The following is a 22,640-nucleotide window of genomic DNA, read 5'->3' as shown; positions in this document are numbered from 1 at the left end:
GGATAACCTCCTTGGGAGTTGTGCCGGCGTTTCGCCAGCAAGCCCTTGATTGTCAAAGGCGTTGAGGAATTGACCGTCATGAACACCGAGAGTGCCGCAGCCGGCCCTAGGGTCTGCCTGGTGGCCTTTAAATTGCGCACCGTCGTGAATGCAAACTTTCAGGTATCAGTGAGCGCATGCTCTGAATGGTAGGAATATCCAACGGCCTTAAGCCGAAGCAATTCAGGGGCACATAAGCGCAACGGTCAGAAGCGGCCGGCGGCCATAGCGAGCGTCGGGGCATTCCGCCCCGGCTCGGAAGAATCATGCAGCCTGGCTGGCCATGAACTCTTTCTTCAGACGGTTTCTCAGCTCGCTCATCTGCTGACCCATCTCTTCAAGACGCGCCTTGTCGAACAATTCCCGAGCCTTGGGAAACATCTCTTCCTCTTCTTCCTCGATGTGGTGTTCCAACAGCTCCATGCACACCTTGGCGCGTCCGGCAAATTCGACGCTGGAAGGGTCGGTTGCCTTGAGGTCGGGCAGGACCAGAGAATCGACGGTGCGATGCTCTTCCTTTGCCTCGTAATACATTTCCAACTCTTCCTTGCCACCCGCTTCCTTATAGGCGGGGTAGAGGATCTGCTCTTCGAGCTGAGTGTGGATGGTGACTTCCATTTCCAGCTTCTGCAGCAGCTCGGTGCGGGTTTTGACTGCGCGCTCGGTGCTCTCGGTCAGGCGCGTCAGAATGTCTTTCACTTTCTCGTGGTCTTCGATCAGCAGGTCGATGGCGTTCATGTGGTTTCCTCATTCATCAGGCTTGCGAAGCACCCAGGCTCTATGGCCCGATCTGATCGCCCTGCGCAGGATTGCGCAGTGTGTACAGTCAACCGACCAGCGCGAAGGCTGGCCGGTTGCTCTGCTCAGGCATATTCATAAGTAGGCAATGCAGTGCGGCTCTGGCTCTGCAGTCGTGCGATGGCAGGCGACATACCGGCCTCCAGCGCGAGGTCACGGCGAATCGAGCTCACAACCCATTCCAGCTGAATGTTGGTCTGCGTCTGGCCCTTCGAAAGCGCGCGCTTGACGATGTCTCGTCCGTCATTGCGCAGGGTCAGGAGAAGCCCGCCGTCCGGACGTGGAGTTGTGGTGACTTCGAATTCGGGAAATGCGGCAGTAAGAATTTTTTCAGCGGCGATCATTGTTGTTTACTCCAGTTATGGTCCAGCACCCATAGCAGGAGCAGCGTTCGTGCCAACCGGAGTCAATAAATAAAACGCTAATTTTCAGTGACTTACGTCACATAATAGCGTTTTGTATGCATGCAAAACGCATGAACGTTACGTTTACGGCATGCATTCTGCGCTGCCCAATGAACAATGCGAAGGTGACGATGTCCTCGATTCAACCCCTGCGCCAGACGCTTGCGAGCCATGGTTGCTGCTCGCGAGGCAATCCAGCAGGGCGGTAGTAATGCTCGAGTTCGACAAAACCTACGGACTCCAGCAGGCCGCGCCAGGTAGGCCAGTCATACCAGGTACCGTAACGGGTGCCGCTCCACCCTTCGCGGTTGTCACCTCGTGGATTGGAGCAGAACAGCACACCATCAGGGCGTAGCGCTGCGTGGAGTTTTGACAACACCGAAGCGATTTCGCGACTGGGCAGATGGAATAACACGGCATTGGCGAAAATGCCGTCGAACGCTCCTTCTGGCAGCTCCAGCTGCAGGAAATCCTGATGCAACACTTCGCAGCCGGTATCAGCGCGCGCCATCTGCACGAAGGGTTCGGCACCATCTAGCCCCACGGCAATATGCCCACGCGCGGTGAAGGTTTTCAGGTCTCGGCCTGGGCCGCAGCCGAGGTCGAGTATGCGATGAGGCGGCTCGCCCCGGATGTGGCGCAGCAGCGCATCGATGTTCTGGCTTACATCATGATCTCGGGTCCCCTCGCGGAATGCCTCGGCATTGGCGCGATAGTCATCCAGAGTAAGCGCTGTGATAGCGCGAGCGTTTTCGTCTGTCATGCCAGGCTCCGAAAGGTGAATTCAATGGAGGCTAGCGACTCCAGGCCGGATCGCCTAGAGACGGTTATGCCTTAACGGTTGAAAATGCTTGACGAAAGGCTGGACTTTCATGAACTTGCAGACAGTCCGTGCGCTCCAAACTGCTGCCTTTAAAGCCGGCTTGAGTACCGGACTCACCCCTACGCTATCGAAACTCCGAGATCGCTCCGATGAGCCAAGCACCAACCAAAGTAGTTCTGCTCGTTGAGGACGAACCCCATATTCTGACGCTGTTATCCGACTATCTGGCAGGAGAAGGCTACAAGGTTCTGGAGGCAGTCGACTCGGCCCGAGCCTTCGAAATCCTGGCGACCAAACCCCAGCTGGATCTGCTGGTTACCGATTACAGACTACCCGGCGGCGTGTCTGGCGTAATGATCGCCGAGCCGGCGCTCAAGTTGCGGCCGGAGCTGAAAGTCATCTTCATCAGTGGCTACCCGATCGAGATCCAGGAGTCCGGCAGCCCAATTGCCCGCTCCGCGCCCATTCTTGCCAAGCCCTTCTCCCTCGACACCCTGCGCAGCCAGATTCAGCAACTGCTTACCTGAATAGCCCTGCTCGTTACTGCCCACTTGTTTGCCCGGCTATAACGCAACGAGCCCGCACTAGGCGGGCTCGTTTCAACAGCGATGACTCAGTTGATCTTAGGATCCAACTCACCGCGCGCGTAGCGCTCGAACATCGCGTCCAGGGAGATCGGTTTGATCTTCGACGCGTTGCCGGCGGTGCCGAAGGCCTCGTAACGAGCGATACAGATGTCACGCATCGCAGTCACGGTCTTGGCCAGGTATTTGCGCGGGTCGAATTCGGCTGGGTTCTTCGCCATGAATTCGCGGATCGCACCGGTGGATGCCAGACGCAGGTCGGTGTCGATGTTGACCTTGCGTACGCCGTACTTGATGCCTTCGACGATCTCCTCGACCGGCACGCCGTAGGTTTCCTTGATGTCACCGCCGTACTCGTTGATGATTTTCAGCCACTCCTGCGGGACGGAGGAGGAGCCGTGCATCACCAGGTGGGTATCGGGAATACGCTTGTGGATTTCCTTGATGCGCTGGATCGACAAGGTGTCACCGGTTGGCGGCTTGGTGAACTTGTAGGCGCCGTGGCTGGTGCCGATGGCTATCGCCAGGGCGTCGACCTTGGTCTTGGCGACGAAGTCAGCGGCTTCTTCCGGATCGGTCAGCAGCTGGCTGTGATCCAGGGTGCCTTCTGCACCAACGCCGTCTTCTTCACCGGCCATACCGGTTTCCAGCGAGCCCAGGCAACCCAGCTCGCCCTCTACCGAGACACCACAGGCGTGGGCGAAGGCAACGGTCTGCTGGGTGACGCGGACGTTGTATTCGTAATCGGAAGGCGTCTTGCCGTCTTCACGCAGCGAGCCATCCATCATGACCGAGCTGAAGCCCAGCTGGATGGAGCGCTGGCAGATATCCGGGCTGGTGCCGTGATCCTGGTGCATGACCACCGGGATATGGGGGAATTCTTCCACCGCCGCGAGGATCAGGTGGCGCAGGAACGGTGCACCTGCGTATTTACGAGCACCGGCCGAAGCCTGGACGATCACCGGGGAGTCGGTCTTGTCGGCCGCTTCCATGATGGCTCGCATCTGCTCGAGGTTGTTCACGTTAAAAGCCGGCACGCCGTAGCCGAATTCGGCGGCGTGGTCGAGCATCTGGCGCATGCTGATGAGTGCCATGTTTTCCTTTCTCCCGGTTAGGGTCGATTAATCGTGTAAAGCCTGCCGCAGGGGCCGGCGCTGTTCAAGCACCACGCGGTATGGCGCGGCATTGTAGTGGTGGCTGGGGTAAAAGCCATCAACTGTGGCGAAAACACCTGAATCTCCCTGGCGCAGCACTTCAAATAGTGATCAGGGAAGCGCTGCAACCATGGGCCAGCAACTTGTCATCGGCGATCCGATAGACCAGAGCCTCGTTGCCTTTGTTGTGGAAGCCCACTACGCCATCGCTATAGAAAGCACCTCGCGTGGCTGGTTCCTTGCGCAGGGTATACACCTGCTCGCTATTACCGACTTTCAGGTCCACCGTCTGGTGGCTGTCATCGGCGTAGCGCCACGCAATGTTCTGCTGACTTTGGCATTTCCAGCGCACGAAGGGCGCATCAGGGCCGGATTGCCAGTGACCGCAGCCGCCGAGCAGCAGTGCGGCTAATGGGATGAACAGGCCTTTCATCGCTTCTCCTTGCTTGATGCGCTTCGACTCAGGGGCAATCCTGAACGTCCGCGGCTGTACCGGCTGTGGGATCCCCGGTGCTTTGCATCTGTATGCGCTGGTCGTTCTGTGCGGTGGGGCTTTCAACCGGTGGCGGATCGAACACTTCGCAGGCCGAATCCGGCACGCCCCCGGCGCAACCGGCCAGGCCGAGACAGCAAATCGCTATAGCCGCATATCGCATGGTGAGTCTCCATTCCTTGTCTGGACAGAACAGAGACAGCACCAAGCTCCAGGGGTTGCCTTTGCCGTTGCGCTTGTTGAGCCGAGCGCATTGAAAGCGCTCGGCTCTGCGGCTTATTGCGCGCGTTGTTCCAGAACCTCTACAGCAGGGAGCACCTTGCCCTCGACAAACTCGAGGAAAGCGCCGCCGCCTGTGGAGATGTAGGAGATCTTCTCGCCCACGCCGTACTTATCGATCGCAGCAAGGGTGTCGCCGCCACCGGCGATGGAGAACGCAGGGCTTTCAGCGATGGCCTGGGCAAGAACCTTGGTGCCGTTGCCGAACTGATCGAACTCGAACACGCCCACCGGACCGTTCCAGAGGATGGTCTTCGACGACTTCAGCAACTCGGCGAAATTGGCAGCAGTCTGCGGGCCGATATCCAGGATCATGTCGTCCTCGGCGACATCGGCCACAGCCTTGACCGTCGCTTCGGCGTCCTCGGCGAACGCTTTGGCCACGACCACATCGACCGGCAGGGGCACGCTGACCTTCGCAGCGATGGCCTTGGCGGTATCGACCAGGTCGGCTTCATACAGCGACTTGCCTACCGGGAAACCAGCAGCAGCGAGGAAGGTATTGGCGATGCCGCCGCCGACGATCAGCTGGTTGCAGACCTGGCTCAGGCTGTTGAGAACGTCCAGCTTGGTCGACACCTTGGAACCGGCCACGATGGCAGCCATGGGTTGGGCCGGGCTTTTCAGTGCCTTGCCCAGCGCATCCAGTTCTTCTGCGAGCAGCGGACCGGCACAAGCGACCTTGGCGAACTTGGCAACGCCATGGGTCGAACCCTGAGCTCGATGGGCGGTGCCGAAAGCGTCCATGACGAAGACGTCGCACAGCGCGGCGTACTTCTGCGCCAGCTCGTCAGTGTTCTTCTTTTCGCCCTTGTTGAAGCGAACGTTTTCCAGCAGCACCAGCTCGCCGGGCTGTACCTCGACGCCTTCGAGATAATCCTTGATCAGCGGGACGTCGCGGTTCAGCGCCTTGCTCAGGTAATCGGCGACCGGCTTGAGGCTGTCTTCCTCGCTGTAGATGCCCTCTTCCGGGCGACCCAGGTGCGAGCAGACCAGCACGGCTGCGCCTTTCTCCAGCGCCAGCTTGATGGTCGGCAGAGAAGCCAGGATGCGTGCATCGCTTTTCACCGCGCCATCCTTCACCGGCACGTTGAGATCCTCACGGATCAGCACGCGCTTACCCTGGAGGTCGAGGTCGGTCATCTTCAAAACGGTCATGTGATCTTCCTTAAGTTCAAGAACGGCGATGTTGTCGAGCAGCGGCCCTAAGCCTGTCGGCTAAGCGCGATGGGCCACGCGCAAAAAATGATCAGCCACGTCAAGCATACGGTTGGCGAAACCCCATTCATTGTCGAACCAGGCCAGCAGGTTCACCAGTCGAGGGCCGGACGCTCGCGTCAGGCTGCCATCGACGATCGCCGAATGCGGGTCGTGGTTGAAATCACAACTGGCATGGGGCAACTCGGTGTACGCAAGCAGGCCTTCCAACGGGCCGGATTGCGCAGCTTCGCGCAGGATCCGGTTGATCGTCTGGGCATCGGTATCGCGGGACATCTGCAAGGTAATATCCAGGCAGGACACGTTCACCGTCGGCACCCGCACCGCTTTGGCCTGAATCCGCCCCGAGAGTTCCGGCAGCAGGCGCTCGATGCCTTTCGCAAGCCCGGTGGACACCGGGATCACTGACTGGAACGCCGAGCGCGTGCGGCGCAGATCATCGTGGTGGTAGGCGTCGATGACTGGCTGATCATTCATTGCCGAGTGGATGGTGGTGATCGAGACGTAATCGAGGCCGATCGCGTCGTTGAGCAGTTTGAGCAGCGGCACGCCGCAGTTGGTCGTGCAGGAAGCGTTGGAGACCAACCGCTCGGCACCGCTCAAACGCTCGTGGTTGATACCCATGACCACCGTTGCATCGACATCGGCGGCGCCGCTCATGGGCTGAGATAACAGCACTCGCGGCGCACCGGCATCGATGAATCGCTGAGCTTCACTGCGGGTGTTGTAGGCACCGGAGCATTCCAGCACCAGATCCACACCCAGATCTCGCCAACCGACCGCCTCCGGCGTCGAGTGGCGCAGCACCTTCACGCAGTGACTGTTTATGTGCAGGCAATCGCCCTCCACTTTCACCTCTCCGGGGAAGCGGCCGTGCGTGGAGTCGAAGCGCGTGAGGTATTCGAGACTCGCCATATCGGCAAGATCATTGAGGGCGACAATTTCGAAATCGAATGCAGCGTTGCGCTCGTAGAAGGCACGCAGCACGCAGCGCCCGATACGGCCGTAGCCATTGAGCGCGATGCGGTAGGGACGATTGGGCATATAGCTTCCGCTGTCTCGTAGGCGCGAGGGAGGCACTTGGCTCTTGCTCGCGAATGCGCCGTGAACGCTTCGCGAGCAAGCTCGCCTCTACCGATTGAGGACCAACCGCGGCAGCTGGAATCAGTCTTCCAGCAGCTCTTCGGCAACCGCGAGGATGTTGTCGACGGTGAAGCCGAATTCCTCGAACAGCTGACCAGCCGGGGCCGACTCGCCGTAGGTGGTCATGCCGATGATGCGGCCGTCGAGGCCGACGTACTTGTACCAGTAGTCCGCGTGCGCCGCCTCGATGGCGATACGCGCGCCGACTTCGACCGGCAGCACGTGCTGCTTCCAGGAGGCATCCTGGGCGTCGAAAACACTGGTGCATGGCATCGATACAACGCGGACCTTACGGCCCTGCTCGGTCAGCTTGTCGTACGCCTGAACGGCCAGGCCGACTTCCGAACCGGTGGAGATCAGGATCAGCTCCGGCTCGCCTTCGCAGTTCTTGAGGATGTAACCACCCTTGGAAATGGACGACTCGGTTTCGTTGTCGCGGATGTGATAAGGCAGGTTCTGGCGCGAGAAAATCAGCGCGCTAGGCCCGTCCTTGCGCTCGACCGCGTGCTTCCAGGCCACCGCGGATTCGACGGTGTCGGCCGGACGCCAGGTGTCCAGGTTCGGCGTGGTACGCAGACTGGTCAGCTGCTCGATCGGCTGGTGAGTCGGGCCGTCTTCGCCGAGGCCGATGGAATCATGGGTGAACACGTAGAGCACACGCTGCTTCATCAACGCCGACATCCGCACGGCGTTGCGGGCGTATTCCATGAACATCAGGAAGGTCGCGCCGTAAGGGATCAGGCCGCCGTGCAGGGCAACTCCATTCATGATCGCGGCCATGCCGAACTCGCGCACGCCGTAGTACATGTAGTTGCCTGAAGCATCTTCGGCGACCACCGGCTTGCAGCCCTTCCACAGGGTCAGGTTGGAACCGGCGAGGTCCGCCGAACCACCGAGCAACTCAGGCAGCAGCGGCCCGAAAGCATTCAGGCAGTTCTGGCTAGCCTTGCGGCTGGCGATGGTTTCGCCCTTGGTGGCGACTTCGCGGATGAACTCGCTGGCTTTCTCTGCGAAGTCAGCCGGCAGTTCGCCCGCCATGCGACGCTTGAACTCGGACGCCAGCGCCGGGAACTCGGCCTCATAGGCGGCGAAACGCTTGTTCCACTCGTTTTCGGCGTCAGCACCCTTCTGCTTGGCGTCCCACTCGGCATAGATGTCTGCTGGAATTTCGAACGGGCCGTGACTCCAACCCAGCGCTTCGCGGGTCAGGGCGATCTCAGCATCACCCAGCGCGGCGCCGTGTGACTCTTCCTTGCCCTGCTTATTCGGCGAACCAAAGCCGATGACGGTCTTGCAGCAGATCAGCGTCGGACGGTCACTCTTGCGCGCGGTCTCAAGCGCAATCTGGATTTCCTCGGCGTCGTGGCCGTTGACGTTGCGGATCACCTGCCAGCCGTAGGATTCGAAACGGCGCGGGGTGTCGTCGGTGAACCAGCCATGGACTTCGCCATCGATGGAAATGCCGTTGTCGTCATAGAAGCCGATCAGCTTGTTGAGGCCAAGAGTGCCTGCCAGCGAGCAGACTTCATGGGAAATGCCTTCCATCAGGCAACCGTCGCCCATGAATACATAGGTGTGGTGATCGACGATGTTGTGCCCGTCGCGGTTGAACTGCGCGGCCATTACCTTTTCCGCCAAGGCGAAACCGACCGCATTGGCCAGGCCCTGACCCAGCGGGCCGGTGGTGGTCTCGACACCTGCGGTGTAGCCGAACTCGGGATGACCCGGTGTCTTGCTATGCAGCTGACGGAAGTTCTTCAGGTCCTCGATGGACAGGTCGTAACCGGTCAGGTGCAGCAAGGAATAGATCAGCATCGAGCCATGACCGTTGGACAACACGAACCGATCGCGGTCGGCCCACAGCGGATTGGTCGGGCTGTGCTTCAAATGGTCACGCCAGAGAACCTCGGCGATGTCCGCCATGCCCATGGGGGCACCCGGGTGGCCGCTGTTGGCTTTCTGCACGGCATCCATGCTGAGGGCGCGGATGGCATTGGCTCGCTCACGACGGCTGGGCATCGCTGAATCTCCTGCGGGATAGCTTCTGAAACGAAGGGGGCGGAAAAAGGCGGTCATTTTCCCCTACAGGGACTGGCGGGGCAATGACTGAATAAAGGCCGTTTCGCTAGCGCGCCCTAGTCGAGCAACGCGACACCGCGACTGTCGATGTCAGGCAGATGCTGCAGGAGGTAATCCTTCATGCGCGTGAGCGTCATAGGTGTTTCACCGGTGGCAGGCCAGACCAGGTAATAGCTGTCACCGGAGCGAACTGCCTGGCTGAACGGCAACATCAGCGAACCCTTCTGCAATTCCGCATCCACCAGCGCCAGATCACCGATGGAAATTCCATGCCCCTGCGCCGCCGCCGATATCCCGAGTTCCAGCGTGTCGAAGAGCTTGCCCTGCTGCCAGGCGACGGCATCCACCAGGCCAACCCGCTGCAGCCAGCGGCGCCAGTCACGACAATCGCGCGACGGGTGAATCAGCTCCGCCTCGCAGAGGCGCGCGGCCGTCCAGGGCGGCCCGCCCTGATAGTCGGGCACACACACCGGCACCAGCCATTCATCGAACAGCTTGACCCGATGCCAGTCCGCTGGAAATCCGGCGTTCCCAAGCAGGATGGCGCAGTCGAAGGGCTCGTTGTGGAAATCCACCGCATCCAGATCCATCCAGGCACTGGTGAGCTGGACCCGGTCCTGCGGGTGGCTGAGATGGAAGTCATCCAAAGCGCCGAGTAGCCAACGCATGGTCAGTGTCGACGGCGCTTTCAGCCGCAGGGCGTCGCGCTGGCGGTTTACTGCAATGCAGGCATTTTCGATGGTACGGAAGCCAACCTTGAGCTCCTGCGCGAGCATCCGGCCGGTGTCGGTCAGCGCCAGCCGTGAGCCGCGCCGCTCGAACAGCGGGCAGCCGAGGTGCTCCTCAAGCGTCTTCACGTGCCGGCTGACCGCGCTCTGGGTAATGCACAGGCTTTCGGCGGCCTGGGTAAAAGAACCAAAGCGCGCCGCTACCTCGAAGGCCCTCAGCGCGTAGAGCGGTGGCATCCGCAACGTCATGCGAAGCGGCTCCGGCATGAGTAAAACTCATCGGAGCTGACCATTTTTTCCATTTTGCAACCCTCCAGGCCCCACCAATACTCGCCGGCAATCGGGCCAGTACTGCGATGGCAACGACTCAAGACAAGAGGCATCTGCCTTGTATAACGCTAGGGAAGGATGACATGCCCACTCGCCAATTTGACCAACTTTTATCTGCCAGCATCCGCCACGGGGGCCTTACTCAAGCGCAGATGGCGCAACTTCTCGAGTTCAAGCTGTTCGGCAATCCCAAGGGTTTTCTATTGCTGGAGGAGTTGGCGATCGGTGATGTCCCGCCGACGCCCGCGTCCCGAGCCGATCTGAGCAAGCCGGATGATACCAGCGAGCGCCTGCTGCTCCAGGCCACGGCCCTGCTCGGCGAGCCCATTGGTTACGTGCAGGAATCGGGCGGCTGCATCGTCAACAACTTTTTCCCTCAACAGACCCAATCGCGCGCAGCGACCTCGGACAGCTTCGACACAGAACTGGACCTGCACACCGAAAACGCCTTCCATGCGGTCCAGCCGGACTATCTGCTCTTGCTCTGCCTGCGCCAGGACCCTGCCGCCGAAGCCATCACCTACATCGCCTCGGCCGAACGCATCCTTGAGCGCATGACATATCAGGATCAGCTGTTCTTTCTCAATGAGCCCTACAACTTCCTGTCGGACTACGGCGCCAGCGAGAAGAACCAGCGCATCGACATCAACAAGCACCAGACGGTGCTTTACGGCGACCCGGATGCGCCCTTCATCCGCTTCGACCCACAGTTCATGGTCGCCTACAGCGACCGTGCGCAGCATGCTCTGGAACGGCTTCGTGGCATCGCCTGGGACGTGGTTGAGCCGGTGCGGATGCGAAAGGGCGACCTGCTGGTCATCGACAACCGCCGCACGGCCCATGCGCGCAGCCCCTTCACTGCCAACTTCGACGGCTGTGATCGCTGGATGCAGCGCACCTTCGCCACCAGCAACCTGCGTTTCTACACCGAGCGGCTGGGCAAACAGTCGCGCATCTTCGAACTGGTCACCGAACTATGAACGCCACTTACCTAGCCTTTGCGGCGGCGGTCGCCCTTCTGATCGCATCCCCTGGTCCTGTCGTTGCGCTGGTCATTGCCGATGCCAGGCGCAGCTGGCCCGCCTGGACCATTCTTGGCGGCGTGCTCTCAGCCCAGCTGTTGATGATTGCCGCCCTGGTGGTGATCTACCTCGCCCTGGACCTGCAACCGGTGATTCTGGAATGGGGCCAGGTCATCGGCGGGCTTTACCTGATCTGGCTCGGCGCAGATGGCCTCTGCGGCGGCGATGACGAAGAAAAGGACATATCACGCCCTCAGTCCCACTACTTCTGGCGGGCCATGGCAGTGGGCCTGTCCAATCCCAAGGACATCCTGTTCTTTCTGGCCTTCCTGCCCGGATTCATTCTGCCGGCCCAACCCTTCGCACCCCAGGCGGTGACCCTGATCGCCATCTGGGCATTTGTCGACATATCCATTCTGGTGACCTACAGCCTGGTTTCTCGGCGACTGGCGAGTCATGACACGCTGCAACGCGCGCTGACGTTGCTACCAAGCTTCTTCTTGCTCGGGCTGGGATTGGTCTCATGCGGGATGGGCATCAACAGCCTGATCAAATAACGAGGCGCATGGCAATATCAAAACTTTTTGATATTGCCATTGCTGGACGAAAAACGACCGACTAGACTGCGCGGCCTATGAGCCTGCGTATTCCCCAGATCTCCTTCGATGACAGCGATCAGCTCGCCGCCCTGTGCAAGGCCGGCGGCGACTCGCTGCGCCTAAACGTGCTGCGTGCGCTGGCAAGCGACTCATTCGGCGTGCTCGAACTGGCGCAGATCTTCGCCACCGGGCAATCCGGGATCAGCCATCATCTCAAGGTGCTGACTCAAGCCGGACTGCTGGCGACCCGCCGGGAAGGCAACGCGATCTTCTACCGCCGCGCCCTGCCCCAACTCGATAGCCTTGGAGGCAAGCTGCATGCTGCGCTGCTGGAGGAGGTCGACCAGCTGACGCTGCCTGCCGATGTTCATGCGCGCATCGGTGCCGTGCATGCCCAACGCAGCGCAGCCAGCGAAGATTTCTTCGCAAAAATGGCAGGCAGTTTCCAGGCACGGCAGGACATGATCGCCGGGCTTCCTCAGTACCGCGACAGCGTGGTCGCGCTGCTCGATGCGCTGAACCTTTCAGCGGATTGCACAGCACTCGAAGTCGGCCCGGGGGACGGCAGCTTTCTGCCGGAGTTGGCCCATCGATTCGCTCGCGTAGTCGCGGTGGACAACAGTCCTGCGATGCTCGAGCTGGCTCGCTCACGTTGCGAGCGCGATACGCTGGACAACGTCGAGTTGAAACTTGCCGACGCATTACAGGACGAATGTCCGTCGGCCGATTGCGTCGTGCTGAACATGGTTTTGCATCACTTGGCGGCGCCAGGTGAAGCACTCAAGCAACTGGCACGGCTGGTGAACGTGAGCGGAAGCCTGCTGATCACCGAGCTGTGCAGCCATAACCAGAGTTGGGCCAGGGAGGCCTGCGGCGATCTGTGGTTAGGCTTTGAACAGGACGATCTGGCCCGTTGGGCCGATGCCGCGGGGCTCACGCCCGGCGAGAGCCTCTACATTGGCTTGAAGAACGGTTTTCAGATCCAGGCCCGGTACTTTTCCCGGCCCGCCCCTGACAGCCGACTCACCCACCGGTAATTTAGGAACCGATAGATGAGCGAATACTCGATTTTCACCTCCGAGTCCGTGTCCGAAGGGCACCCGGACAAGATCGCCGACCAGATCTCCGATGCGGTGCTGGACGCCATCATCGCCGAGGACAAGCACGCGCGTGTTGCGTGTGAAACCCTGGTCAAGACCGGCGTCGCGATCGTCGCCGGGGAAGTCACTACAAGCGCCTGGGTCGACCTCGAGCAACTGGTGCGCGACGTCATTATCGACATCGGCTACAACAGCTCGGAAGTCGGCTTCGACGGCGCCACCTGCGGCATCATCAACATCATCGGTAAGCAGTCGGTGGACATCGCCCAGGGCGTGGACCGCAGCAAGCCGGAGGACCAGGGCGCTGGCGACCAAGGCCTGATGTTCGGCTACGCCAGCAACGAAACCGACGTACTGATGCCCGCCCCGATCCGCTTCTCCCACGCGCTGGTCGAGCGCCAGGCCGAAGCGCGCAAGAACGGCTTGCTGCCATGGCTGCGTCCGGATGCCAAGAGCCAGGTCACCTGCCGCTACGAAGGCGGCAAGGTCGTCGGTATCGACGCCATCGTCCTCTCCACCCAGCACAACCCGGAGGTCAAGCATTCCGACCTCAAGGAAGCGGTGATGGAGTTGATCGTCAAGCACGTGATCCCGGCCGAACTGCTGCACAAGGACACCCAGTTCCACATCAACCCGACCGGCCAGTTCATCATTGGCGGGCCGGTGGGCGACTGCGGCCTGACCGGGCGCAAGATCATCGTCGACACCTACGGCGGCATGGCCCGTCACGGCGGCGGCGCCTTCTCCGGCAAGGACCCATCCAAGGTCGACCGTTCAGCTGCCTACGCCGGCCGTTACGTGGCGAAAAACATCGTTGCTGCCGGCCTGGCCGAACGCTGCGAAATCCAGGTCTCCTACGCCATCGGCGTGGCCCAGCCGACCTCGATCTCGATCAACACCTTCGGCACCGGCAAGCTCAGCGACGAGAAGATCGTTGCCCTGGTGCGCGAGCATTTCGATCTGCGCCCCTACGCAATCACCACCATGCTCGACCTGCTGCACCCGATGTACAAAGCCACCGCGGCCTATGGCCACTTCGGCCGCGAACCCTATGAAATGACGGTCGGTGGCGACACCTTCACTGCGTTCACTTGGGAAAAGACCGACAAGGCCAACGCCTTGCGCGCTGCCGCTGGTCTGTAAACCCAGACCGCTGCCAGAAAAAAGCCCCGCCAGCGAGAGCTGCGCGGGGCTTTTTACTGCTCTGGGAAACGTTTCCGACTCCCTTTCGCTAATCAATCGATGCCGTTACGCTTCCGCGCCGACACATCGCCCGTAAAACATCGTACGCATTAAAAGGATTTAGACATGCGCAAGCTCTTAGTTATCGCGGCTCTGGCTTATTTCGGTTACGGCTATGTCACTGGCACATGGAGCCTGCCTTGGGGCTCCAGCTCCAGCCCGGTTGTCAGCAATCAAAACCCAACCAGCCAGTCCACCGCTATCAGATCTGCGCCAGTCCAGACATTCAGTTGCGATGGCCGCCAGCACTGCAGCCAGATGCGCTCTTATGAAGAAGCCAGGTTCTTCATTCGCAACTGCCCCAATACGAAGATGGACGGAGATGGTGACGGCATTCCATGCGAAAAGCAGTTTGGCCGCTAGGCATCAGGCCTCTACTCGTCTCAATTCTTCAACCGATAGCCCGTCTTGAATATCCACCAGATGAGCCCGAGGCACAGGGCGAGGAAGCCCAGCGTCATGGCCAGGCTGATGCCGACATTGACGTCCGACACGCCGTAGAAGCTCCAGCGAAAGCCGCTGATGAGGTACACCACCGGATTGAACAACGTGACCTTTTGCCAGACTGGCGGAAGCATCTCGATGGAATAGAAGCTGCCACCGAGAAAGGCCAAAGGCATGACGATCAGCGACGGCACGATCTGCAGCTTTTCCCAGCCATCGGCCCAGATACCGATGATGAAACCGAACAGGCAGAACGTCACCGCGGTGAGCACAAGGAACAGCGCCATGACCCACGGGTGCGCAATCTCGTAATCAACGAACAACCGAGCGGTGAGCAGGATGACCAGGCCGAGAATGATCGATTTGGTCGCCGCGGCGCCGACATAGCCGATGACGATCTCGAGATACGACACCGGTGCCGAGAGCACCTCGTAGATGGTCCCCGAATAGCGCGGCATGTAGATGCCGAACGAAGCGTTGGAAATGCTCTCGGTAAGCAGTGCCATCATGATCAGACCCGGAATGATGAAGGCGCCGTAGGGAATGCCGTGCATGGCCTCCATGCGCGACCCAATGGCGGAGCCGAACACTACGAAATACAGAGAAGTGGAAATGACTGGCGTGGCGATACTCTGCAGCAGCGTGCGCCAGGTGCGCGCCAGCTCGAACAGGTAGATGGCGCGGATTGCGTGGAAATTCATGTGCGGCTGCCCTTTACCAAGCTGACGAAGATTTCTTCAAGCGAACTCTGGCTCGACTGCAGATCCTTGAAATCGATCTTGTGTACCGCCAGACGCCTGAGCAATTCAGCAATGCCGGTGTCCTCGTGCTGCGCATCGAATGTGAACACCAGCTGGTTGCCGGAATCGACCAGCTCGAGCGGATAACCCGCCAGATCCGCCGGGATTTCGGCCAGTGGACGTTGCAGATGCAGGGTCAGCTGCTTCTTGCCAAGCTTCTGCATCAATGCCTGCTTGTCCTCGACCAGGATGATCTCGCCCTTGCTGATTACACCGATGCGATCGGCCATCTCCTCGGCCTCTTCGATGTAATGGGTGGTGAGGATGATGGTCACGCCGCGCTCGCGCAGGCCACGGACCATTTCCCACATATCGCGGCGCAACTCGACATCGACCCCTGCGGTGGGCTCGTCGAGAAACAAGATGCTCGGCTCGTGAGACAGTGCCTTGGCGATCATCACCCGGCGCTTCATGCCGCCGGATAGCTCGATGATGCGCGCGCCTTTTTTGTCCCAAAGCGAGAGATCACGCAGCAGCTTTTCCAGATAGGCATCGTCCGGCGCCTTGCCGAACAGGCCGCGAGAAAAGCGCACCGTCGCCCAGACACTCTCGAAACCTTCGTTGAACAGTTCCTGCGGCACCAGGCCGATCTTCGAGCGGGCTTCGCGGTAGTCGTTGACGATGTCGTACCCGTCCACCAGCACCCGCCCACCGCCCGGATTGACGATGCCGCAGATAATGCTGATCAGGGTGGTCTTGCCGGCGCCGTTGGGTCCGAGCAGAGCGAAGATTTCGCCCTTGTTGATCTGCAGATCGATCTGGGTGAGCGCTGGATGCCCGGACGCGTAGGTCTTGCTCAGCTGCTCGATGGAAATCACGGGTTGCACTGGTGGAGACTCCGCAAAACATTGGCTGACGATTGTACGACGCAGTTGGTTAGCTCACTAATCAATGCCATTGATAACGATCATGTCTCGGGCCGCATCGCTTGCACATGCCGCGGGCCACGCCATTGAAACTCTCGATTCTGGCCGCTGCGCACGCACATGGTTCACTTGGGCGAGACGCTCGGTGCAATGCATTGCGAGGAGCCGGCTAGGCGGTCCGCTGCTTCCCGATGGCACGCAGAAACATTTGCAGCAGCCGGAACCGCTCAACATGCGCTAGCGCACGGCCGCCAGTGCCATCGCGCGGCAGAATGCAGCGACCCTAACGAGCAAGGATGCTCCCCATGCAACGCACCATCGCGTTATTGCTGTGCCTCGCCCCAGGCTTGTGCCTAGCCGAATGTCCGGACTGGACCCCTGACCGCGCCCGAGCGGAAAGCCACGCACTGCGTCACCAGTTGGACGAATGGAACGATGCCTACCATCGCCGTGGCATCGCCCTTGTAGACGATGAAGTCTATGACCAGGCCAGCCAACAACTGCAGTATTGGCAGCGCTGTTTCCCAGCTAGCAGCGCCGCGACGCCCGATCCCCTGTCAAACGCTGGCGGCCACCTCTCACACCCGATCGTGCAGACGGGCTTGGCAAAACTCGCCAATCGCCAGGCTGTCGACGCATGGATAGCGCCACGCTCGGACCTCTGGATTCAGCCGAAGGTAGATGGCGTCGCTGTCACGCTGCAGTACCGGGGTGGTGATCTGGTAAACGCAGTGAGCCGCGGTGATGGGCTCAGCGGTCAGGACTGGACGCAGCGTGCAACCGAGCTGCCAGCGATCCCGCACCGGATCAGCGAACCCGGCGACGTGGTACTGCAAGGCGAGCTGTACTGGCGGCTCGACAAGCACGTTCAGGCGAGCGCTGGAGGCCTCGGTGCCCGTGGCCGCGTTGCGGGGGCGATGGCTCGGGGTTCGCTTGATCAGCGAGAGGCTACGCAGATCGGCCTGTTCGTATGGGACTGGCCAAACGGCCCAATGCGCATGCAGGACCGACTCGAAGGGCTGACGGCCATGGGATTTGCAGACAGTGTCGAGCTGACTCGACCTGTTACGACAACCAAGCAAGCTGAGCAGTGGCGAGAGCACTGGTATCGCCAACCGCTCCCTTTTGCCACCGACGGAGTGGTGCTGCGTCAAAGCCACCGGCCGCCAGCCTCGCGCTGGCAAGCCGAGCCACCGAGCTGGGCAGCAGCGTGGAAATATCCCCTGCGCACGGCCCTGGCAACGGTGCGTAGCGTCGAATTCAATATCGGTCGCAGCGGCCGGATAACACCGGTGCTGCAGTTGGACCCGGTGCACGTCGATGACCGACGCATCGCCCGCGTCAGCCTTGGCTCCTTGCAACGCTGGCGTGCCGATGATGTACGCCCCGGCGACCAGATCACCATTGCCCTCGCCGGCCTCACCATCCCTCGCTTCGAACGCGTCGTTTGGCGCGCGCAGCAGCGGCCCACCATCGAAGCACCCAACCCAGCCGACTACCATTCGCTAAGTTGCTGGCACCCTGCAACTGCGTGCGAACAGCAGTTTCTGGCACGCCTGACCTGGCTGAGCGGCAAGCAGGGGCTCGACTTACCCCACCTGGGTGCCGGAACCTGGAGGCGCCTCGTCGAGGCCGGCGAGCTGAGCGATCTGCTAGGTTGGCTGGATATGGATGCAGAGCGCCTGCAGCGCATTCCGGGGTTTGGCCCACGCAAAGCGGAAAATCTGATCGCCGCCTTTCAGCTGGCACGTGAGCGTCGTTTCGATGCCTGGCTGCGCGCGATCGGGGTGCCTGCCAGCCGCTCGTTGAACCCTGATGAAGATTGGCGGGCACTGGCGACGCGTAGTACGGAGCAGTGGCTCGCCGAGCCGGGAATAGGGCCCGGCCGGGCGCGGCAGCTACAGGCGTTCTTTGCCGATCCGGATGTGCGTTCACTGAAGCAAAAGCTGCACGCAGAGGGGGTCGCCGGTTTCTGAGGGCACTTAGCGCGCTCTGCTCAGTCTCAGAGGGAGAACAATAAGAATGGAGCGTGCATGACCCTCAGGCGATACACCTTCGCTGCGCTGATTACGGCCGGCTGCATCATGCAGTCGGTAGGCGCGGAGCAGGACCAGAAAAATGTCTGCGCCGATTCACGTCAGGTGATCGGCGAACAGATCAAAGAAGCGCGGCTACAGGGAGACAAGGCCCGCCGAAGCACGCTTGAAGAGCGCTTGCAGCAACTCAACAAGCAATGCCGTGGCGTGGTTCCCGTACAGCCCAATCATCTGGCGATCGAGAAAGCCACTCGGGTCGCCGATGAACGTGAAGCGCAGCTGCGCGAAGCGCTGGGTACTGGCGATCAGGAGAGGATCGAATTGAGCAAAAGGCGCCTGGATCATGCCCGGCAGTTGCTCGACGCCGCCAAGCGCTGACAACCCTCAGTAAGCGCGAAACGCCTTGTGGCAAGTCTCGCAGGCATCCTCGACACGCTGGAATGCTGGCGACACACCCTGCACTGTCGTTGCACTCTCGGCAGTCGCTGTCACCAGCTCCGCCGTGCGCGCTTCAAGCTCCCGTGCCAGCTCGTTGAAACGCGCCTGTTTTTCCCATACATCATTGCGGGCATCACTTTGAGCTTCCTTGACTTCCGGATAGTGCTGCCAGGGTTGGCGCGACAGCTCATCAAGCGTGACCGCGCCCCGGGCGAATTCCTGGGGATTGAACTCCAGGCGCCCACGGAGCATGCCGCCGAGATCCTCCTTGACGTCGAGCATCTGCTGGTAGATGGCCTTGCGTTTACCCAGCGGTGAATTGGGATCGATCCGATCACAGCCCGCCACGGCAATTACGGCAATCAGCGAAACACACAACGACAGCAGCTTCATTGACCAAGCACTCGTGAACACAACGGACAGCGATTATCCCTGCGTCCGCTCAATTCACCTAACGCCGACGGGTCACTGCGACCATTCACCACCCGCGCTTTCGCAATCAATCTTTGCCTGGCCACGATTGGTGGACTCGTAGTTGTACGTCACGATTCTCGCGGTTTCCGGCACGGTGGTCGGTGCAGGTGTGTCATTTGCCTGGCTGCCTGTGGCGCGTTCGTTGGCTAGCGTTTCAGGAGTCATCTCAGCCGTGCAGACGCCGAAGTGGCCGGACGGGCAACTGTCACGGATTTCGCGCCGCGAGTTCTTGATGGCCTCGTTGTCCTGGCACACCCAGTCGATCGAATCGTCTTCGGCACCATGAAATTCAAAGCATTTTTCCGTCACTACGGGTGGCGGGACGGCGCCGGACGTTTCAGCGGTCACATAGCAGGAATTGGCCGCCGCCGGCAGAGACACCACGGCGCAAGCCGCAAGCAGAACAGAACGTAAGGAGAGGTTCATGTTGTCAGCTCCAGAGGGTCATTGGCCCGACGGGGTTCACCGAACCTTAATATTCGACCCCCCTGCCGCCGGCTGAGTTCGTCGGCGCGCGCTCTTTGCGACGACGAGATCAAGGCAGGCACCAATCGTGACATGAGCAGGTCAACTCTGACTCTTATCCAAATCGTCTAGCTGGGGCCTGCATGCTGGAAATATCGGCACTATTCATCACCCTGACCGCGCTGCTTGCTTATGTGAATTACCGGTTCATAGGGCTGCCGCCCACCATCGGCGTGATGGCCACCGCCCTGGTGTTTTCTCTGTTTTTGCACGCGCTGGCAATGCTGGGATTCCCACAGCTCGAACAATTGATCGAGTCTCTGATCGGCCGGATCGATTTCAATCACCTGTTGATGGACGGCATGCTCTCTTTCCTTCTGTTTGCCGGAGCACTGCACATCAATCTCGCCGACCTGCGGGCGAGGCGCTGGGCCATCGGCCTGTTGGCCACCGCAGGGGTGTTGTTTTCCACGGCCGTTATAGGGTTCGGCAGCTGGTGGATCCTCGAACTGTTCGGGCTGCAGCCGCCGCTGATCTACTGTCTGCTATTCGGCGCCCTGATCTCACCCACCGACCCCATTGCGGTGCTGGGCATCATGCGTTCCGCCGGAGCACCGAAAGCCCTGGAAACCACCATTGTCGGCGAATCGCTGTTCAATGACGGGGTCGCGGTGGTCGTGTTCACCGTACTGCTGGGGGTGCTGGCAAGAGGCGAAGTCCCGGGTGCCGGCGAAGCGGTCTGGCTGTTCTTCGAGGAAGCCGGGGGCGGAATTCTGCTCGGCGCGTTGCTCGGTGCACTGACCTTCGCACTGCTCAAGAGCATCGATCAGTACCAGGTGGAGGTGCTGCTGACCCTTGCCCTGGTGCTCGGCGGCTATACCCTGGCGACCCATCTGCACGTATCCGGGCCGATCGCCATGGTGGTGGCCGGGCTGATCATCGGTAACCAGGGGCGCAAGCATGCAATGTCGGCCCATACCCGTGAGAACCTGGACAATTTCTGGGAACTGCTTGATGAAATCCTCAACGCAGTGCTGTTCGTTCTGATCGGGATGGAGCTGGTGCTGCTGCCCTTCAGTGCGAAGTACCTGCTGATCGCCCTGTGCATCACGCTGCTGATCCTGGGCACGCGCCTGGCCGCGGTCGGCCCGCCAGCACTATTGCTGCGCAAGATGGGTCGCGCGCTGCCCAACGGCACCGTTCGCATCCTCACTTGGGGTGGGTTGCGAGGCGGAATCTCGGTGGCGCTGGTACTCGCCCTGCCCGCCAGTGAGGAGCGTAATCTGCTGCTCAACATCACCTATCTGGTGGTTCTGTTCTCGATCCTGGTGCAGGGATTGAGCATTGGTCGTCTGGTCCGCAATATCTGCACGCGTGACAGCGGCAATAGTCGCTGACAGCTGGAAATGCGTCGGGCTTGGGATTGCTCGCGGTCACAGCTATAATCGCCGAGCTTCACACCGCCGACACTGCTCGGCCGTGCCCGCCACCTGTCCGAGGGGCGCTGCAGCAGGTATGGACCTGTTTGGATCTCGTAAGCCACGCGACTTATCCGTCGCGAGATAGCGGATCCGGATCAGACCTCACCTGTCAGGCTCGGATGGGGCGTTAACCATACGCATCAACGGCGCCCATTCGCACAAAACGAATGGAGAACTCTTTAATGAGCGCTGTCATGACGCCTGCCGGTTTCAACGATTTCAAAGTCGCCGATATTTCTCTGGCCGCCTGGGGCCGCCGCGAGATCATCATCGCCGAATCCGAAATGCCTGCCCTGATGGGCCTTCGCCACAAGTACGCCGGCGAGCAGCCGCTCAAGGGCGCGAAAATCCTCGGCTGCATTCACATGACCATCCAGACCGCCGTGCTGATCGAGACGCTGACCGCCCTCGGCGCCGAAGTACGCTGGTCCAGCTGCAACATCTTCTCCACCCAGGATCAGGCCGCCGCTGCCATTGCAGCTGCCGGCATCCCGGTTTTCGCCTGGAAGGGTGAGACCGAGGAAGAATACGAGTGGTGCATCGAGCAGACCATCCTCAAGGATGGCCAGCCGTGGGACGCCAACATGATCCTGGATGATGGCGGCGACCTGACCCAGATCCTGCACGACAAGTACCCGCAGGTGCTCGAGCGCGTGCATGGTGTCACGGAGGAAACTACCACTGGCGTGCATCGCCTGCAGGACATGCTCAAGAAAGGCACCCTGAAGATCCCGGCGATCAACGTCAACGACTCGGTCACCAAGAGCAAGAACGACAACAAGTACGGCTGCCGTCACAGCCTCAACGACGCCATCAAGCGCGCCACCGACCACCTTCTCTCCGGCAAGCAGGCGCTGGTGATTGGCTACGGTGACGTAGGCAAGGGCTCGGCGCAGTCATTGCGTCAGGAAGGCATGATCGTCAAGGTCTCGGAAGTAGACCCGATCTGCGCCATGCAAGCTTGCATGGACGGTTTCGAGCTGGTCTCCCCGTACAAGGACGGCCTCAACGACGGCACCGATGCCAGCATTGACACCGCGCTGCTGGGCAAGATCGACCTGATCGTCACCACCACCGGCAACGCCAATGTCTGTGACGCCGGCATGCTCAAGGCCCTCAAAAAGCGGGCACTGGTGTGCAACATCGGCCACTTCGACAACGAAATCGACACCGCTTTCATGCGCAAGAACTGGGCATGGGAAGAGGTCAAGCCGCAGGTGCACAAGATCCACCGCACCGGTCCAGGCAACTTCGATGCGCACAATGACGACTACCTGATCCTGCTGGCCGAAGGCCGCCTGGTGAATCTGGGTAACGCCACCGGCCACCCGAGCCGGATCATGGACGGCTCTTTCGCCAACCAGGTACTGGCACAGATCCACCTGTTCAATGAGAAATTCGCTGACCTGCCGGTTACCGAAAAGACCAAGAACGTCACCGTCATGGTGCTGCCGAAGAAACTCGACGAAGAAGTCGCAGCCGAGATGGTCAAGGGTTTCGGTGGGGTTATCACTCGCCTGACGCCGACTCAGGCCGAGTACATCGGCGTGGAAGTAGAAGGTCCGTTCAAGCCGGATAGCTACCGCTACTAATCGAGGCCA

24 protein-coding genes and 1 riboswitch are annotated in these 22,640 nt (G+C 60.5%); of the genes, 10 read left to right on the top strand and 14 right to left on the bottom strand.

What is annotated here, in order from left to right:
* Positions 1-303 precede the first annotated feature (303 nt).
* The 3 genes from EA797_RS02035 to EA797_RS02025 form a co-directional block, all read right to left on the bottom strand.
* On the bottom strand, positions 304-777 hold the full coding sequence (locus EA797_RS02035; protein WP_122163525.1) for a hemerythrin domain-containing protein: 474 nt from the start codon (positions 775-777) through the stop codon (positions 304-306).
* 125 nt (positions 778-902) lie between these two features.
* Positions 903-1,181, bottom strand: coding sequence for a DUF3509 domain-containing protein (locus EA797_RS02030; protein WP_122163524.1), 279 nt, complete (start codon positions 1,179-1,181; stop codon positions 903-905).
* Between the two features lie 202 nt (positions 1,182-1,383).
* A complete protein-coding gene (locus tag EA797_RS02025; RefSeq protein ID WP_122163523.1) occupies positions 1,384-2,004 on the bottom strand; it encodes a class I SAM-dependent methyltransferase in 621 nt (206 codons plus the stop codon).
* Positions 2,005-2,213: 209 nt separating this feature from the next.
* Here EA797_RS02025 and EA797_RS02020 point away from each other — a divergent pair, with 209 nt between their 5' ends.
* Positions 2,214-2,591, top strand: coding sequence for a response regulator (locus tag EA797_RS02020; RefSeq protein ID WP_122163522.1), 378 nt, complete (start codon positions 2,214-2,216; stop codon positions 2,589-2,591).
* An 86-nt stretch (positions 2,592-2,677) separates the two neighbouring features.
* On the opposite strand, the gene fba is transcribed toward EA797_RS02020, so the two are convergent.
* The 7 genes from fba to EA797_RS01985 all read right to left on the bottom strand — a co-directional run bounded on the left by fba (position 2,678) and on the right by EA797_RS01985 (position 9,991).
* Positions 2,678-3,742: a class II fructose-bisphosphate aldolase gene (gene fba / locus EA797_RS02015; RefSeq protein ID WP_122163521.1), complete on the bottom strand. Its 1,065-nt coding sequence runs from the start codon at positions 3,740-3,742 to the stop codon at positions 2,678-2,680.
* Positions 3,743-3,902: 160 nt separating this feature from the next.
* The gene (locus tag EA797_RS02010) at positions 3,903-4,235 is read right to left on the bottom strand and encodes an MliC family protein (RefSeq protein ID WP_122163520.1); all 333 of its coding nucleotides are present in this window, start codon (positions 4,233-4,235) and stop codon (positions 3,903-3,905) included.
* Between the two features lie 28 nt (positions 4,236-4,263).
* Positions 4,264-4,458 (bottom strand): hypothetical protein, encoded by a 195-nt coding sequence (locus EA797_RS02005; RefSeq protein WP_122163519.1) that lies wholly within the window; start codon positions 4,456-4,458, stop codon positions 4,264-4,266.
* Between the two features lie 113 nt (positions 4,459-4,571).
* Positions 4,572-5,732, bottom strand: a complete 1,161-nt coding sequence (locus EA797_RS02000) for a phosphoglycerate kinase (protein ID WP_122163518.1) — start codon at positions 5,730-5,732, stop codon at positions 4,572-4,574.
* A 60-nt stretch (positions 5,733-5,792) separates the two neighbouring features.
* The gene (gene epd / locus EA797_RS01995; protein WP_122163517.1) at positions 5,793-6,836 is read right to left on the bottom strand and encodes an erythrose-4-phosphate dehydrogenase; all 1,044 of its coding nucleotides are present in this window, start codon (positions 6,834-6,836) and stop codon (positions 5,793-5,795) included.
* Positions 6,837-6,956: 120 nt separating this feature from the next.
* Entirely contained in the window at positions 6,957-8,954 is a 1,998-nt protein-coding gene (tkt, locus tag EA797_RS01990; RefSeq protein ID WP_122163516.1) for a transketolase, read from the bottom strand.
* Between the two features lie 116 nt (positions 8,955-9,070).
* A complete protein-coding gene (locus EA797_RS01985; RefSeq protein ID WP_122164649.1) occupies positions 9,071-9,991 on the bottom strand; it encodes a LysR substrate-binding domain-containing protein in 921 nt (306 codons plus the stop codon).
* Between the two features lie 164 nt (positions 9,992-10,155).
* Here EA797_RS01985 and EA797_RS01980 point away from each other — a divergent pair, with 164 nt between their 5' ends.
* From EA797_RS01980 to EA797_RS21935, 5 genes are all read left to right on the top strand, one after another.
* Positions 10,156-11,052 (top strand): TauD/TfdA family dioxygenase, encoded by an 897-nt coding sequence (locus tag EA797_RS01980; protein WP_122163515.1) that lies wholly within the window; start codon positions 10,156-10,158, stop codon positions 11,050-11,052.
* A complete protein-coding gene (locus tag EA797_RS01975; protein WP_122163514.1) occupies positions 11,049-11,651 on the top strand; it encodes a LysE family translocator in 603 nt (200 codons plus the stop codon). Before EA797_RS01980 ends, EA797_RS01975 begins: the two co-directional genes overlap by 4 nt.
* Before the next feature lie 77 nt (positions 11,652-11,728).
* Positions 11,729-12,730, top strand: coding sequence for an ArsR/SmtB family transcription factor (locus tag EA797_RS01970; RefSeq protein WP_122163513.1), 1,002 nt, complete (start codon positions 11,729-11,731; stop codon positions 12,728-12,730).
* A gap of 15 nt (positions 12,731-12,745) precedes the next feature.
* Positions 12,746-13,936: a methionine adenosyltransferase gene (gene metK / locus EA797_RS01965; protein WP_122163512.1), complete on the top strand. Its 1,191-nt coding sequence runs from the start codon at positions 12,746-12,748 to the stop codon at positions 13,934-13,936.
* Between the two features lie 165 nt (positions 13,937-14,101).
* On the top strand, positions 14,102-14,398 hold the full coding sequence (locus EA797_RS21935) for an excalibur calcium-binding domain-containing protein (protein WP_122163511.1): 297 nt from the start codon (positions 14,102-14,104) through the stop codon (positions 14,396-14,398).
* Positions 14,399-14,418: 20 nt separating this feature from the next.
* Here EA797_RS21935 and EA797_RS01955 read toward each other — a convergent pair whose 3' ends face one another.
* Entirely contained in the window at positions 14,419-15,180 is a 762-nt protein-coding gene (locus EA797_RS01955) for an ABC transporter permease (RefSeq protein ID WP_073299140.1), read from the bottom strand.
* Positions 15,177-16,106 carry an ABC transporter ATP-binding protein gene (locus EA797_RS01950; protein ID WP_122163510.1) on the bottom strand — a complete coding sequence of 310 codons (930 nt, stop codon included), beginning with the start codon at positions 16,104-16,106 and terminating at the stop codon, positions 15,177-15,179. The genes EA797_RS01955 and EA797_RS01950 overlap by 4 nt, the downstream gene beginning before the upstream one ends.
* Positions 16,107-16,450: 344 nt before the next feature.
* Here EA797_RS01950 and ligB point away from each other — a divergent pair, with 344 nt between their 5' ends.
* On the top strand, positions 16,451-18,121 hold the full coding sequence (gene ligB, locus EA797_RS01945; protein ID WP_122163509.1) for an NAD-dependent DNA ligase LigB: 1,671 nt from the start codon (positions 16,451-16,453) through the stop codon (positions 18,119-18,121).
* Positions 18,122-18,178: 57 nt separating this feature from the next.
* Complete coding sequence (locus tag EA797_RS01940) at positions 18,179-18,559, top strand: DUF1090 family protein (RefSeq protein WP_122163508.1); 381 nt, start codon at positions 18,179-18,181, stop codon at positions 18,557-18,559.
* A 6-nt stretch (positions 18,560-18,565) separates the two neighbouring features.
* On the opposite strand, the gene EA797_RS01935 is transcribed toward EA797_RS01940, so the two are convergent.
* Together EA797_RS01935 and EA797_RS01930 are read right to left on the bottom strand one after the other, a co-directional pair.
* A complete protein-coding gene (locus tag EA797_RS01935) occupies positions 18,566-19,012 on the bottom strand; it encodes a c-type cytochrome (RefSeq protein WP_122163507.1) in 447 nt (148 codons plus the stop codon).
* Between the two features lie 72 nt (positions 19,013-19,084).
* A complete protein-coding gene (locus EA797_RS01930; protein WP_122163506.1) occupies positions 19,085-19,519 on the bottom strand; it encodes a hypothetical protein in 435 nt (144 codons plus the stop codon).
* 182 nt (positions 19,520-19,701) lie between these two features.
* Between EA797_RS01930 and EA797_RS01925 the strand changes: the two genes are divergently transcribed.
* Positions 19,702-20,955 (top strand): cation:proton antiporter, encoded by a 1,254-nt coding sequence (locus EA797_RS01925; RefSeq protein WP_122163505.1) that lies wholly within the window; start codon positions 19,702-19,704, stop codon positions 20,953-20,955.
* Positions 20,956-21,048: 93 nt separating this feature from the next.
* A riboswitch (S-adenosyl-L-homocysteine riboswitch) is annotated at positions 21,049-21,198 on the top strand.
* Between the two features lie 23 nt (positions 21,199-21,221).
* A complete protein-coding gene (gene ahcY, locus EA797_RS01920; protein ID WP_122163504.1) occupies positions 21,222-22,631 on the top strand; it encodes an adenosylhomocysteinase in 1,410 nt (469 codons plus the stop codon).
* The last annotated feature ends 9 nt before the right edge of the window (positions 22,632-22,640 follow it).

Source organism: Stutzerimonas zhaodongensis, from assembly GCF_003696365.1.
GTDB classification, from domain to species: Bacteria; Pseudomonadota; Gammaproteobacteria; order Pseudomonadales; family Pseudomonadaceae; genus Stutzerimonas; species Stutzerimonas zhaodongensis.
The sequence above is the reverse complement of the archived record's forward strand: the minus strand, read 5'-3'. Positions and strand labels throughout refer to the sequence as shown.

Bases quoted from the DNA above. Each gene is read 5' to 3' on its own strand.
- EA797_RS02035 (WP_122163525.1), bottom strand. From the start codon at position 777: ATGAACGCCATCGACCTGCTGATCGAAGACCACGAGAAAGTGAAAGAC.
- EA797_RS02030 (WP_122163524.1), bottom strand. From the start codon at position 1,181: ATGATCGCCGCTGAAAAAATTCTTACTGCCGCATTTCCCGAATTCGAA.
- EA797_RS02025 (WP_122163523.1), bottom strand. From the start codon at position 2,004: ATGACAGACGAAAACGCTCGCGCTATCACAGCGCTTACTCTGGATGAC.
- EA797_RS02020 (WP_122163522.1), top strand. From the start codon at position 2,214: ATGAGCCAAGCACCAACCAAAGTAGTTCTGCTCGTTGAGGACGAACCC.
- fba (WP_122163521.1), bottom strand. From the start codon at position 3,742: ATGGCACTCATCAGCATGCGCCAGATGCTCGACCACGCCGCCGAATTC.
- EA797_RS02010 (WP_122163520.1), bottom strand. From the start codon at position 4,235: ATGAAAGGCCTGTTCATCCCATTAGCCGCACTGCTGCTCGGCGGCTGC.
- EA797_RS02005 (WP_122163519.1), bottom strand. From the start codon at position 4,458: ATGCGATATGCGGCTATAGCGATTTGCTGTCTCGGCCTGGCCGGTTGC.
- EA797_RS02000 (WP_122163518.1), bottom strand. From the start codon at position 5,732: ATGACCGTTTTGAAGATGACCGACCTCGACCTCCAGGGTAAGCGCGTG.
- epd (WP_122163517.1), bottom strand. From the start codon at position 6,836: ATGCCCAATCGTCCCTACCGCATCGCGCTCAATGGCTACGGCCGTATC.
- tkt (WP_122163516.1), bottom strand. From the start codon at position 8,954: ATGCCCAGCCGTCGTGAGCGAGCCAATGCCATCCGCGCCCTCAGCATG.
- EA797_RS01985 (WP_122164649.1), bottom strand. From the start codon at position 9,991: ATGACGTTGCGGATGCCACCGCTCTACGCGCTGAGGGCCTTCGAGGTA.
- EA797_RS01980 (WP_122163515.1), top strand. From the start codon at position 10,156: ATGCCCACTCGCCAATTTGACCAACTTTTATCTGCCAGCATCCGCCAC.
- EA797_RS01975 (WP_122163514.1), top strand. From the start codon at position 11,049: ATGAACGCCACTTACCTAGCCTTTGCGGCGGCGGTCGCCCTTCTGATC.
- EA797_RS01970 (WP_122163513.1), top strand. From the start codon at position 11,729: ATGAGCCTGCGTATTCCCCAGATCTCCTTCGATGACAGCGATCAGCTC.
- metK (WP_122163512.1), top strand. From the start codon at position 12,746: ATGAGCGAATACTCGATTTTCACCTCCGAGTCCGTGTCCGAAGGGCAC.
- EA797_RS21935 (WP_122163511.1), top strand. From the start codon at position 14,102: ATGCGCAAGCTCTTAGTTATCGCGGCTCTGGCTTATTTCGGTTACGGC.
- EA797_RS01955 (WP_073299140.1), bottom strand. From the start codon at position 15,180: ATGAATTTCCACGCAATCCGCGCCATCTACCTGTTCGAGCTGGCGCGC.
- ligB (WP_122163509.1), top strand. From the start codon at position 16,451: ATGCAACGCACCATCGCGTTATTGCTGTGCCTCGCCCCAGGCTTGTGC.
- EA797_RS01940 (WP_122163508.1), top strand. From the start codon at position 18,179: ATGACCCTCAGGCGATACACCTTCGCTGCGCTGATTACGGCCGGCTGC.
- EA797_RS01935 (WP_122163507.1), bottom strand. From the start codon at position 19,012: ATGAAGCTGCTGTCGTTGTGTGTTTCGCTGATTGCCGTAATTGCCGTG.
- EA797_RS01930 (WP_122163506.1), bottom strand. From the start codon at position 19,519: ATGAACCTCTCCTTACGTTCTGTTCTGCTTGCGGCTTGCGCCGTGGTG.
- EA797_RS01925 (WP_122163505.1), top strand. From the start codon at position 19,702: ATGCTGGAAATATCGGCACTATTCATCACCCTGACCGCGCTGCTTGCT.
- ahcY (WP_122163504.1), top strand. From the start codon at position 21,222: ATGAGCGCTGTCATGACGCCTGCCGGTTTCAACGATTTCAAAGTCGCC.